The sequence below is a fragment of the Paraburkholderia caledonica genome (genome assembly GCF_000383275.1).
GTDB classification, from domain to species: Bacteria; Pseudomonadota; Gammaproteobacteria; order Burkholderiales; family Burkholderiaceae; genus Paraburkholderia; species Paraburkholderia caledonica.
Genome location: NZ_KB911035.1, coordinates 567,646 through 580,909, shown reverse-complemented (window position 1 = coordinate 580,909; position 13,264 = coordinate 567,646). Strand labels below are relative to the sequence as shown.

General features: G+C 59.8%; 10 protein-coding genes. 6 read left to right on the top strand and 4 right to left on the bottom strand.

The features are described from left to right. Nucleotides 1-45: 45 nt before the first annotated feature. A complete protein-coding gene (locus tag H281_RS0108775) occupies nt 46-993 on the bottom strand; it encodes a Vgb family protein (protein ID WP_123282659.1) in 948 nt (315 codons plus the stop codon). Between the two features lie 872 nt (nt 994-1,865). On the opposite strand from H281_RS0108775, the gene H281_RS0108770 reads away from it, so the two are divergent. The 3 genes from H281_RS0108770 (at nt 1,866) to H281_RS0108760 (ending at nt 7,176) form a co-directional block, all read left to right on the top strand. Then, nucleotides 1,866-3,011, top strand: a complete 1,146-nt coding sequence (locus H281_RS0108770; RefSeq protein WP_020066725.1) for a glutathione-independent formaldehyde dehydrogenase — start codon at nt 1,866-1,868, stop codon at nt 3,009-3,011. A gap of 347 nt (nt 3,012-3,358) precedes the next feature. Then, complete coding sequence (locus H281_RS0108765) at nt 3,359-4,912, top strand: methyl-accepting chemotaxis protein (protein ID WP_020066724.1); 1,554 nt, start codon at nt 3,359-3,361, stop codon at nt 4,910-4,912. Between the two features lie 686 nt (nt 4,913-5,598). Continuing rightward, on the top strand, nt 5,599-7,176 hold the full coding sequence (locus H281_RS0108760; protein ID WP_027804420.1) for a hypothetical protein: 1,578 nt from the start codon (nt 5,599-5,601) through the stop codon (nt 7,174-7,176). A 34-nt stretch (nt 7,177-7,210) separates the two neighbouring features. Here H281_RS0108760 and H281_RS0108755 read toward each other — a convergent pair whose 3' ends face one another. Beyond that, nucleotides 7,211-7,681: a ribonuclease gene (locus H281_RS0108755; protein ID WP_027804419.1), complete on the bottom strand. Its 471-nt coding sequence runs from the start codon at nt 7,679-7,681 to the stop codon at nt 7,211-7,213. A 137-nt stretch (nt 7,682-7,818) separates the two neighbouring features. Further along, entirely contained in the window at nt 7,819-8,775 is a 957-nt protein-coding gene (locus tag H281_RS0108750) for a GlxA family transcriptional regulator (RefSeq protein ID WP_027804418.1), read from the bottom strand. 219 nt (nt 8,776-8,994) lie between these two features. On the opposite strand from H281_RS0108750, the gene H281_RS0108745 reads away from it, so the two are divergent. The 3 genes from H281_RS0108745 (at nt 8,995) to H281_RS0108735 (ending at nt 11,618) form a co-directional block, all read left to right on the top strand. Beyond that, on the top strand, nt 8,995-9,981 hold the full coding sequence (locus tag H281_RS0108745) for a nitrilase-related carbon-nitrogen hydrolase (RefSeq protein ID WP_020066720.1): 987 nt from the start codon (nt 8,995-8,997) through the stop codon (nt 9,979-9,981). A gap of 116 nt (nt 9,982-10,097) precedes the next feature. After that, on the top strand, nt 10,098-10,640 hold the full coding sequence (locus H281_RS0108740; RefSeq protein ID WP_020066719.1) for a carbonic anhydrase: 543 nt from the start codon (nt 10,098-10,100) through the stop codon (nt 10,638-10,640). Nucleotides 10,641-10,721: 81 nt separating this feature from the next. Next, nucleotides 10,722-11,618 carry an NmrA family NAD(P)-binding protein gene (locus H281_RS0108735; protein WP_020066718.1) on the top strand — a complete coding sequence of 299 codons (897 nt, stop codon included), beginning with the start codon at nt 10,722-10,724 and terminating at the stop codon, nt 11,616-11,618. Between the two features lie 107 nt (nt 11,619-11,725). Here the strand turns inward: H281_RS0108735 and H281_RS0108730 are convergent, their stop codons facing one another. Further along, nucleotides 11,726-13,135 carry an amidase gene (locus tag H281_RS0108730; RefSeq protein WP_020066717.1) on the bottom strand — a complete coding sequence of 470 codons (1,410 nt, stop codon included), beginning with the start codon at nt 13,133-13,135 and terminating at the stop codon, nt 11,726-11,728. Nucleotides 13,136-13,264: the final 129 nt, after the last annotated feature.

Genomic DNA, 13,264 nt, shown 5'->3' with positions numbered 1-13,264 from the left:
CAGGGGAAAAGGAAAGTTAAAGCCTGGGCTGAGGCGCGCGGGCTGTTACTTGCTGCCGGCAACCGTTGTGCTCGACCGGTAGCGCAGCAAGTGATCCGTGCCAGACTCGGACAGCCAGACTTCTCCCGGCCGGCCCATCATCTGGCGTACGTTCGCATGTGAGCGAGGCAGCGCAAACGTCTCGAATCGTTCCGTTTGTGGGTCGAAGCGCACGAGCGCGTTAGCGCTCCATTCGCTGAGCCAGACGATGTCCTTGTCGTCGACGAATATTGCATACACATGCGGATCGGCGCCCGGCAGTTTCCATTCGCGCCACCGATGCGCTGTCGGATCGAACACTCCCACCTTTCCCGCGTTCCACTCGCTGATCCAGACGCGACCTTTCGAATCGGACCATACGCGGCGCGCTCCCTGTTCCGGTGTCGGCGGCTCGATGACTTGAGCCGTGCCGCTCACCGGGTCGATGCGGCCAAGGTAGTTGCCAGCCAGTGAAGCGAAGTACACGCTGCCGTCGGGGGTGACACAGATTCCATAGGCACCCGGCCCGCGCGGTGCATCGAACACGCGCATTTTGCCGGTTGCCGGGTCTAGCTCACCGTAGATTCCGCCTTGTCCTGTAAACCACAGATGTCCGCGTTTGTCGAAAACGGCGGTGTTCAGGTTGGCGTTCTGTCGGTCTTTGGGCAATGGGAAGCGCGTGACAGCGAGTGTCTTCGAATCGACACGTACGATCGCGTTCAACCCGCCATCGGTAATCCATGCGGCTCCGTCCGGACCGACGATCACGCCATGCGGCGCCGATCCGTTGCCGAGCGCAATCCGTTCCGTCTTGCCGCTGCGCGGGTCCAGCCTTCCGACCGCGCCTTGCGCCTGCGCGGTGTACCAGACGGCACCGCCAGGCTCTGGCGCGACATCGTGCGGTGCGCTACCGGACGGCACGGCAAACGAGTCGAACGAAGGGGACTGAGCCTGTACCGAAGCTGTGACTAACATCGCGCCGGCGAGAACTGACGCAAAGTATCGCAAGAAATGGAATGCGTAGAGTTTCGTCGCCGGTGCTCGCGCCGATGCGTTTGCGATGTGAATCACGTTTGCCTCCGTAACCAGAGTTGGCTTGCACATGCACGCCATGTTTATTGTGGCACTTACCGGAAGAATTTTCGGGTTCTTCACAGACGATGCCCGTGTCAGACATTGGGCTGCGGTACGCGCAATCACGCGACACGCGATGACAAAAACCGGCCCCGCCGCACATGTAAGGTGCACTGATCGACGAGACCTTTCCGGCGCTTCGACGAACGTAGATCTGGCTGGCGTATGCGTCATACACACGTCATCAACTGGACACACGACCTATTGCGACGCGTGTAACGTGGACAGTTTGATCCGTCCTTTGTAATTACGCACACACCTCTCGGCGACATCGGTCCCCGCAAGTACAAGAGAAAGCATCGGCCCGGCGCGCAACTCTGGCGTCGACGTTCGATGCCAGCGAACTGCTGCGTAAAGGTACGCTGCGATTGGCATGGGAAGCGCGAGAGATGGCACGAAAATACACGTCGCGTCCGGCTCGCATCGCTTTCGTCTGGAATATCCATTGCTACCCTAAACGACGTCTGTGCGAATCGACCAGCTGATCCGATGGAGAAAACCCTCCGCGGCTGGTTGCGTAGCATTGGGACGACGTCAAAGACGCTGGGAACCACGCGGTCGAACGGCCTGGAAACGCACAGGTATTCGAAACCGGTACGACGCCCGGGGGCATAAGCGGAGGGTCATGTGGTAGCGCTGCCCGCTCCGACTCAGGACTTCCATCAATCGAGGGAGCAGGGTCAGGCAGGCTTGCGCGTAACCGGAGCAACCTGATGAAAGCTGTTGTCTATCGAGGGCCGCGCGATGTCAGCGTGGAGAACGTGCCCGATCCAAAAATCGAGCGTCCGACTGATGTGATCGTGCAGATCAGAAGCACCAATATCTGCGGTTCGGATCTGCATATGTTCGAAGGCAGGACCGACTTTGAAAAGGGGAGGGTTTTCGGGCATGAGAATCTCGGCCAGGTCACCGAAGTGGGGCAGGCCGTTGAACGTTTGAAAGTCGGTGACTGGGTGTGCATGCCGTTCAATATCAGCTGTGGGCATTGCAGAAATTGCGAAAAGGGATTGACCGCATTCTGCCTTGCTGCCAATCCTGAGCCCGGCATGGCAGGCGCTGCCTTCGGCTTCGCCGACATGGGACCCTATCAGGGCGGACAGGCGGAATACCTGCGCGTTCCTTGGGCCGATTTCAACTGCCTGAAGCTGCCTCCTGATGCCGAGGAAAAGCAGAACGACTATGTGATGGTGGCCGATATCTTCCCGACCGGATGGCATTGCACCGAGCTCGCCGGAATGAGGCCGGGCGATGCAGTCGTCATCTACGGCTCGGGTCCAGTCGGGCTGATGGCCGCGCATGCAGCGATGGTCAAGGGCGCCTGCAACGTGATGGTGGTCGATCGCCATCCCGACCGGCTCCGTTTGGCGGAATCAATCGGTGCAGTCGCCATCGACGATTCGAAGTGCAATCCAGTCGAGCGGATCAAGGAGCTCACTCATGGGCTGGGTGCCGATGTCGGCTGCGAGTGCGTCGGCTATCAATGCCATGATCCCGCCGGAAAGGAGGTTCCGAATCTGACCATGAACAATCTCGTCCAGTCGGTGAAGTTCACCGGCGGTATCGGTGTGGTCGGGGTATTCACACCGCAGGATCCCGGCGCACCCGATGACCTGGCCAAGAAGGGGCAGATTGCGTTCGACTGGGGAATGTGCTGGTTCAAGGGCCAGCATATTGCCACTGGTCAGTGCAACGTCAAAGCCTACAACCGCCAGTTGCGCGATCTGATTCATGCGGGTAGGGCGAAACCCTCTTTCATCGTTTCACACGAGCTCGAACTGAGCAGGGCGGCTGAGGCCTACCAGCACTTCGACTCGCGCGACCACGGTTGGACGAAAGTAGTCCTGAAGCCAGCGGGATGAGGGCGTTTTCTCGTCAGTGAGTGCATGGCGGAGACCTGCATGCAAGCCGGGTTCGACGAAGGTCCAACCGGCCCGGTTTGCGCAGGTCGATCACAGCGCGACCCGCGATTCGCGCGAGGAGCATGACTGCGCATTCGCGCGGCCACGCCTAAGCATTTTTTTGTAGTGTGTTTGGGTTTGCGGTGCCAGAACAGTGTCTCTGTGCGTTCCCATCACAATCTGTTTTTGACTATTCAGATCCATCTACGCACTGCCGTAAACCCTGAGAGTAAGCGCCCGACCGCAGACCGCAATAGTGCTCTACACGATGCGCACGGTACGGTACCCACTCCTTCTCTCAGACTTGCATGAAACTCGCATTCAAGCTCCCTCTCGGTTTTGCCGCGGCACTCTTCCTGATGTTCGCCGGCGCGATGTACGGCCTGTACTCGATGCATCGCTCGCTTGGCGAGTACGACGAGCTTGTGCGCATACACGTCGCGAATGAGCGAATGGCCGCGAATATCCTTGTGAACTTCAAACTGCAAGTTCAGGAATGGAAAGACGTGCTGTTGCGTGGCAAGGACCCCGCGAAACTCGACAAAGGCTGGGCCGCCTTCGAAAAACAGGAACGCCTTGTCGACGAAGAAACGAAAGTGTTGCTTTCAACGCTTGATGAACCTGGAACGCGTGCGTTGGTCGAGCGGTTTGGCAACGCGCATACAAGCATGGGCAACGGCTATCGCAAAGGACTGGAAGCGTTCAAGGCCAACGATTTCGAGCCGACAGTCGGCGACCGGGCCGTCGCCGGCGTCGATCGCGAGCCGGCGCGTTTGCTCGGTGAAGTGGTCGAGCAAATCGCGACGAAGACAGCGGCGATGTCGGCGCAAGCCGACCAAGACGCGCGTCGGGCCGGCGCAATCAGTCTGGTGTTGATGATGGGGGCCTTCGCCGCGGGATTGAGCGGTGCGATGCTGTTCAGCCGCTCAATCACGCGACCGCTTGCCACTGCGGTAGAGGTAGCGCGTACCGTTGCGCAGGGCGACCTCACTTCGAAGATAGATGTAGATCGCTCGGACGAACTCGGCGCTTTGCTGAGAGCACTCGCCGACATGCAATCCAGCTTGCTAAGCGTCGTGAGTACGGTGCGTCACAACGCGGACGGCGTTGCGATGGCGAGTTCGGAAATCGCGGCAGGCAATCTGAGTTTGTCCGCACGTACGGAAGAGCAGGCCGCCTCATTGGAGCAAACGGCCGCCAGTATGGAAGAACTGACAAGCACGGTGCGCCAGAATGCCGGGAACGCGGGACTCGCGTCGTCGCTTGCTGAAAAGGCATCTGACACTGCGAGCTCCGGCGGCACCGTGATGCAGAGCGTGGTCAGGACTATGGAAGGTATCAGCGAGAGCTCGTCGGAAGTGAGCGAGATCATCGCGGTCATCGAGGGTATTGCTTTTCAGACAAACATTCTGGCACTCAACGCGGCCGTTGAGGCGGCCCGCGCCGGCGAGCAAGGGCGAGGTTTCGCAGTTGTCGCTGGCGAAGTGCGTGCGCTCGCTCAGCGAAGCGCGGCTGCCGCGAAGGAAGTAAAAGCATTGATCAGCCAGTCATCGCAGCGCGTGGCGGCGGGCGCTGAGCTTGTGCACAACGCTGGTGGAATCATCGACGATATCGTGCAGTCAGTGCATCAGGTAAAGACAGTCATTGCTGACATCTCGGCCGCGTCGAGCGAGCAGAGTACCGGTATCGAACAGGTCAACCACGCCGTCGTACAGATGGACCAGGTGACCCAACAGAACGCTGCACTGGTCGAACAGGCGTCGGCGGCGGCTCAGGCGATGTCGGAGCAGGCGCGGTCTCTGCGCGACGCCGTCGCGGTGTTCCGCACGAACCATTCACCGCAGTTCGCTGCGCTCGTCTAGCGCGTAAGAGGAAGGCCGGCGGCGCGGCGAACTACGGCCGACGCTGCCACCCCGCACAAGTTTTATGAGTGGTGACTTCGTCGGCGCGCCAGGCGCGGCGAAAGACATACTCGGCGCCAAAGCAAGTGAAGTCATCTTGAGCCGTATCCATTGATCCCCTGCATCTAGAGATGGCGGGCAATCCGTGAGCGACCGGCACGCGGCACCACGCCATCTGATATCGCCACCCGGCCCTGTGCTGGCGCTCGCGCGACACTCCTGCCGATCGCACACTGATTGCCAATGATCGGCCAGAACGGCCGTTCGACACGAGGGCCAACCTCCGGCCCCAAAAACCGCACAGCCAACGCTCTCCCGCCTTTCCTCGGAAGAAAGGCGATTCTTCGTCTCTCGTCCCCCTTACAGCAAAATTCATACTATTCGCCGCAAACGCAGCAGTTCTCGCATCTCAGGCCGATATAGCAAGTAGGAATTGCAGCCTGCAACACAGTGACCGGAAATAATTGCTGATTTTTTCCTTCTTGAGGTCTGCGCCGAGTGCGTAGCGCAACGAAGGTCAATGTCAGCATCGCCAGGTCTTACGCGCTGAAGCAGGCCAAATCCGCAGTGGAGTTTGGGAAGCGATGTTCTTGATCGTTAGCAGCCCGAACGAAATTCAAAGCTATTTATCGATTGAGAAAATCACCATGGTTAAGCGGCGTCAATTTATTGGAGGGCTCGTTGCCCTTGGCGGAAGTTGTGTTCTTAGCGCCTGCGGCGGAGGTGGAGGTGAGGACAGCGAGGTTGCCGCGCGCGCTGCGAGCGGCAATTCCGCCGCGCGTGCCACGGCGCGCACCACCGCCTCGCCTTCGGCAAACGGCACGGCCATGCCGCCCGCCAGTTCCATCATCGACAGCGCGGGCGCGGTCTGGACCATTACGGGCGGCGTGCTTTATAAGAACGGTGTAGTAGCGGGGAACAACTATAACGTTGCGCTCGCCATGTACTACACCGGAGCCGTCTACGCCGAAAATACCTCCGGCGAGTTTTACCAATGGAACGGTACGGGCTGGATCAGGTGCGCCGATCCTCGGCTGACCGGCGGCACTTCGGCAGACGGCACCACGATGCCGTCCGCGCCTTACATCATCGACAGTACGGGCGCAAAGTGGACCCTGGTGAACGGCGTCGCGTATAAGAACGGCGTGGTGGCGGGCACGAACTACAACGTATCGATCGCGCTGTGGTACGGCGGCAAAATATACCTGCGCAATACCAGCGGTCAGTTCTATGTCAACGCCGAGGTCAAGGCTCAATGGCTCGCCTGCTCGGACCCGCGCGTCACTACCGCACCGGCCCCGGGTTCGTTCTACGGCATGAACGGTCACCACGACTACCTGTACACGCCCGCGCAACTCGTCACTATTCTGAAGACGATGGGCTGCACAATCTATCGTGTCGGCTGCACGGCGGACTCATCGCAACTCGGCCCGGTGTCCGACATCGCGCGGACATTCCAGACGGCAGGGCTTCAGGTGTTCGCGTTGATCCAGCAAGGGATCTACGCCAACGACGGCACTCTCTATGCAAGCGAGTCGGCGGCTTACAACGCGGGCTTCAGTTCCGGCGCGACGGTAGCTCGCGCACTCATGCCATACGGCGTGACGATGTACGAATGCGGCAACGAACTGACCCGTGACAGAGCGATCATTCTCGACGACACCAACGCCGGCACCAAGGCTGCCGACTTCAACAACGCCAACTGGCCGCTTCTGCGCGGCGTCTTGCGCGGCATGATAGACGGCGTGAAGTCAGTACAGCCATCGGCGAAATGCGGCGTCAATTTTTGCGTGAACGATATCGGCGCATCCGATGCATTGTGGGAAGGCAATCAGCCCGACGGCAGCACGGGTTATCCCAAGGTTCGTTGGGACATCACCACCTGGCATAACTACGAAGTTTACGGCGACATCTTCGCGATTCCCGCCGACGGCCAGAGTCCGGGGTTCGATCTGCCGACGTACTGCAAAGCGCGTTATGGCGTGCCGTTCATCATCAGCGAGTGGAACACGGGTCCGGAGCGGACGCAGGCCTATCGGGCAAATTACATCACGAGCCAGTTGAGCGAGTTCTATTCCGCGAGAAAGACTCACCGCATCCAGTCGGTCATGTTGTATGTGCTCGATAGCGGAAACGATACGTACGGCATCATGCTCGACGGCACGCCCATCACTCCGTCGTATAGCGCGTTCACCGGCTTCATAAAAAGCAATCCGGACGTGTGAGCGGGTTCGACGTTTCGCGGATCAGCGCCGCCCGTTATCCTGCAATGCGCTTGAAACTGGCGTAGTAATCGTCGGTGTAATAGCAGTCGCTGGTCTGCTTGCGCGGTCCACCGCATACGATCCGGCGCTGCCCGCGATCCGTCGAGCCCGGGGTGCGAACCGTGTATGTGTGGTAGTAACCGCGCGGATGCTTGGGCAGCAAAAGCGCGCTGTTACGAAACAGCACACCGTCGTCCGCAAAAGGGAAGGGACCGCCCGCTGCGATCAGCCGCAGTGTCTCGGCTGCTTCCCCCGGCAACTGCGCCTTGGTGACGGTGCCCAGTGCGCCCGTCGCTTGCGCGCCTGATGCGGTGAGTGTACCGCTCGCGCCCTGCGCTGGCTGAGCCGGCGACTGGCTCGCGGATGCGCCCGATGCCTCAGTGACGTTTTGCGAACCGCCCTTGCCGCATCCGCCGAGGATCGCGCTCATGGCGACGATGCATGAGAAAGCCCACGCGCTTTTCACGAAACGATCCTCCCTCGTTGACCAGCACTCGACGACCAGGACAGATGTAAAGGTATCGCTAATGGCGGAGCGAATCAACGTTCGACCGGAAGTCGGCATTCGGCACGCGACAACCATGCCTCCGCCATAAAGCGCCTTCAATTGTCAGTGGCCGGTTCGCGCCGGGCGCTCCTGCGCAGAATATCGGCGGGTACACCATACGTCCGCACGAACGCGCGGCGCATACGTTCGCGGTCCGCGAAACCTGTTTCCTGCGCCACCACGTTAATGGTGTGGCGGCCTTGCTCGATCATGAATCTGGCTGCTTCGAGGCGCAACTGTTCGACAGCTTTGGCGGGCGACTGACCGGTCTCGGTGGCGAAGGCGCGGCTAAACTGGCGCGGGCTGAGGTTTGCGACATTCGCAAGTTCCTCGATGGTGAGTGGATTGCGCAGGTTGCGGCGAATATGCGCGAGGACCAGTTCGATCCGATCGGATTTCGGCGTCATGTCGAGCAGTGCTGAATGCTGCATCTGGCCACCCAATCTTCGCTGATTCATGACGAGAAGTCTGGCAACCATTTTTGCGGCGTCCGGGCCAAGGTCGTTGTCGAGCAAAGCCAGGGCGAGGTCGATCCCCGCCGTCATTCCCGCCGAAGTCCACAGTGGACCGTCGTTGACAAATATCCGGTCTTCTTCCGTGCGGACATTCGGGAAGCGCGCCCTGAATTCGGACGCGTGTGCCCAATGCATGGTTGCGCGTCTGCCATCCAGAAGTCCTGCCTCGCCGAGGACAAATGCGCCACTGCAGATCGAGGCTACTCGTCTCGATGCTCTGGCTGCCTCTTTCACGAACGCAACCACGGGAGCATCGGCAGCGGGCATTTTCATTTCAGTAATAGAGCCCACGATGACCGTGTCGAATGCCGGATCGCCGAACGCTTCGGTTTCCAACGTCATACCGCCCGAAGATACAACCGGACCACCGTGTTCGGACAGCAGATGGACTTCATAGCACGGGCCTCTCGGCGGCATGTTCGCGATCTCGAACACCGTAAGAGCCGCGAGGCTCAACATCTGAAATCTTCTTGGCACTACAAAGCCAATCCGGTGCATATCTGATTCCGCCGTATGCAGTATGAACGTGGTGTGAACGAACGCCGTCTGGATCGAATTCCCCGATGGCGGACCTGTGAATCCAGATAGCCAGCTTACTGCGGTCGGGCCACGAATGTCTTGAATGGTGGCAACAACGACATGGATCGTAATGGCTCGCGACGTTAAGGTTCAAGCACTTCTCTTAATCGCATCGCAGCTAGCCAAAGGAACATCATCATGTCGAAAATCGTCCGCGCCGCAGCAGTCCAGATCGCGCCTGTCCTGTATAGCCGGGAAGGCACTGTCGACAAAGTCGTCAAAAAGATTCTCGAACTCGGCAAGCAGGGCGTCCAGTTCGCGACGTTTCCCGAAACCGTCGTTCCCTATTATCCGTACTTCTCGTTCATCGAATCGCCTTTTGCAATGGGCGCCGAGCATTACAAGCTGCTCGAACAGGCGGTGACCGTTCCGTCGGATACGACTCGCGCAATCGGCGAAGCGGCGCGCCAGGCCGGAATGGTCGTATCGATTGGCGTCAACGAACGCGACGGCGGCACGATCTACAACACGCAACTATTGTTCGACGCCGACGGCACGCTGGTGCAGCGGCGTCGCAAGCTCTCGCCGACCTACCACGAGCGAATGGTATGGGGAATGGGCGACGGCTCAGGCCTGCGTGCAGTCGATACCGCTGTGGGCCGGGTCGGTCAACTGGCGTGCTGGGAGCACTACAACCCGCTCGCGCGTTATGCGCTGATGGCCGACGGAGAGCAAATCCATTCGGCGATGTATCCGGGTTCGTTCGCCGGCGATCTTTTCTCAGAGCAGATCTCCGTGAACATCCGCCAGCACGCGCTGGAGGCGGGAGCCTTTGTGGTCAATGCGACCGCCTGGCTGACGCCCGAACAGCAACAGCAGATTCTGCACGATACCAATACAACCCAGATCGGCCCGATCTCGAGCGGCTGTTTCACCGCCATCGTTTCACCGGAGGGCGAGTACATGGGTGGCGCGCCGCTGCGTGAAGGAGAGGGCGAGATCATCGCCGATCTGGATTTCTGGCAGATCGACAAGCGCAAACGGATGATGGACTCGCGCGGTCATTACAGCCGTCCCGACGTGCTTGGGCTCGTAATCGATCGGACACCGAAGTTTCATGTCATCGAGCGCTCGGTGCGTGCAGCGGGAGAAGCGCCAGCCAGCGACCTGGAAGAGATCGCGTGAACCGCGTGTGCAATCGCGCAATACCGTCGTCGAATCCGCATCTCGCGAGTGCGATGCGCGAGACGCTTGTGAGTCAACCTGGCCACTTCGAGCCATCAACGCAGGAGTAAGCAAAAATGGACTTCAACGATGTCATGCTGGAGCGCAACGCCGACTTCGCAAACACCACGTTTGCGCCCGATCTGAAGATGATGCCGTCGACGGGAACGGTGGTGGTCGGCTGTGTCGATCCTCGCGTCGATCCCGCCAATGTATTGGGTTTGAAGCAGGGTGAGGCGGCCGTCATTCGCAATGTCGGTGGTCGGGTGAACAAACCGTTGCTTGAAACGCTTGCAGTGCTGAGCGTCGTCGCGAAAGCTGCAGGACGCCCGGACGGTGCGCGCAATCTCGTCCTGCTGCAACACACCGATTGCGGAATTATCGGCTGCTACAAGCACGCGCCCGCCTTGCTCGCGAAGCATCTCGATGTCGAGACGGACGCGCTCGATAAGCTCGCTGTCACGGAGCCATACGAGGCGGTGGCGCTCGATGTCGCCGCACTGCGCGCGAACAGAAACCTTCCCGATAACCTGATCGTGTCGGGACTGGTTTACGACGTCAAGACAGGCCTCGTCAAGGTCGTGGTTCCGCCTGCACCTCTGCGTGAGACGGCAGGCTGAGAGCCGCCTGGAGGAAAGAGCCGGCACTTCGCCGAGCTAAGCGCGTCGCGCACGTGTTCACATTCCAATCTGGAGTATGAGATGAAGCATGATGTTTATCTGATTACGGGCGCTACCGGTGCAACGGGCGGTGCCGCTATCGAGGAGCTTTTGTCGAGCGGCGCACACGTGCGCGCACTGGTCCATCGCGACGACGAGCGCGCCGCATCGTTACGCACGAGCGACGTTGAAGTTGTTGTGGGCGATCTGCTCGACAGTCATGCGGTTCAGGCAGCGCTACGCGACGTGACAGGTGCGTATTTCGTGTACCCGATCATGCAACCGCAACTCGTCGATGCGACTGCCTATTTTGCTCACGCCGCGAAACTTGCTGGGGTTCGCTCGATCGTCAATATGTCGCAGATTTCCGCGAGCGCCGACGCAAGGAGCCATGCATCGCTTGCGCACTGGTATGGCGAGCGAATACTCGATTGGTCTGGTGTTCCCGTTACTCATCTGCGGCCGACACTCTTCATGGAATGGCTGAGTTACGGATTTCAGCGCTCGGAGATAGCGAACCATAACGTGCTGCGCGTTCCCGCCGGTAGCGGCCGTCACGCACCGATCGCCGCCGCCGATCAGGGACGTGTGATTGCTCGCATCCTGCTGAACCCTGAGTCTCACGCGGGCAAGACATATCCGTTGTTCGGCGCGGAGGAACTGGATCACGATCAAATGGCGAAAATAGTCGGCGATGCGCTCGACCGCCCAATGCGTTATGAAGCAGAGAGCGTCGAATCGTTCGAGGCGCGTCTCAACCAGTTTGGGTTGCCGCCGTATTTCATCCAGCACATTACGTCGGTGTATAGCGGCTATCAGGCGGGCGAGTTCGCCGGCACTAACGATCTGGTCGAACAGATAACGGGCCAAAAGCCGATTTCCGTGCGCGATTACGTCATTGCTAACCGTGAGGCTTTCCAGCCGGGAACGCAACGTTAAGCGCCGCTGAAATGTTCGCTCGACGGTCGCCGCGGTTAAGGCGCCCGTGTGCGCCAGACTCGCGGACGAGTCCGGCGCAACGAAACCGAATCAAACGGCCAACCGCATCAGATCTTCGGATGCTGATCGCGCACGGGGCTCACGGATTCGAGCAATGACGCGATATGGAGGATGGTGGACTCCGCCTGCCAGCTGCCGACGATCTGCACATTGATAGGCAGTGCGTCCTTGCTCGTGCCGAATCGCATCGAAACGCCGGGCAAACCGGTCACGTTGAGCGGAACCGTTGCGCCTTGCAGATACCTGGCGTCGACGGTCTCACCGTTGATCGTGAACGTGTCGACGCCATGTTTGTGTGCGGGGATCGGCAGGACGTGGGTAATCAATGCGTCGTATCTCGTGAAGTATTCGGCGTAGCCGTCCCGCAGACGCTCGGCGGCCTGTTCGGCGTCGATATAGTCCTTCATGGACGTGTCAGGCAGCGCGAGCATTGTTCTCGCCATCTTGTACAGTTCGTCCTGAGCGTGGCCCGCCGTGGCTTCCGCGAACGCTGGCTTCATTTCCATAACGTGCAGGCGGTTGAACACATCCAGAGCGAAGTCACGTTCCAGCGCGGGAATACTGACGGGCTCGACGATGCAGCCCACGCTCCTGAGCGCTTCCGCCGCCGACTGCACCGTCGCGGCGACTTCGGGATCGACCGGTCCGAAGCCCGGCCCAACCATCCAGCCCACTCTCAACGGTCGATCATCCGAACGCACGACGCCCGCATCGAATTGCACGGTGCTGCTCGCAAAAGCGTCCTGCCCGTCGGGGCCCGCCAACTGCGAGAAGGCGAGTGCAAGGTCGCGGATGCTACGCGCCATGGGACCCACATGCCAGAAGCGGCGCGGTGCCCGCGGCCAGATGCCGGTCATTGGTACTCGCCCGTGAGTTGCCTTAAGCGAGACGATGCCGGTCTGCGCGGCCGGCCCACGCACCGAGATGGCGAGATCAGTGCCGAGTCCCAACGGCGACATACCTGCTGCAATGGCCGCCGATTCGCCGCCGCTTGACCCACCGGGTGTCAGGTCAAGGTCCCACGGATTATTGGACCGACCGCTAAGCAGGTTGTCGCTCTCAATCCAATAAGAGAATTCGGGCAGATTGGTTTTTGCGAGGAGAATGCCGCCTGCCTTTTTCAGCCGCGCAACGCTCACTGCGTCTGCGTCAGGCACGCGCCCTTTGAAAATAGGCGAGCCGCGCTGCGTCGGCACACCGGCTGTGTCGATCGAGTCTTTGGCAGTGAAGGGCACACCGTGAAGCGGCCCGAGCGTCTGTCCGGCGAGCACAGCCGCTTCGGCGGCTTGCGCGGCTTTCATTACATCGTCCGCGACCGTAACAATGGCGTTGACCTTGGGATCGATCGCTTCAATCCGGTCAAGGTGCGCCTGCATGACTTCAACCGGGGAGATTTCGCGCTTGCGGATCAGTTCTGCCAGTCGCGTTGCATCCTGAAAAAAGATTTCCGAGCTCATAACTTCCTCTATCAGTGGCTGATTCGATGATGTGACTGACGTCCTACCTAACGTTCGATAGTCTGACGCCGCGTTAAAAAAACCGACGGCTAGTCGGCCCCGACTCGTTATACCTAACGTTTGTTAGGG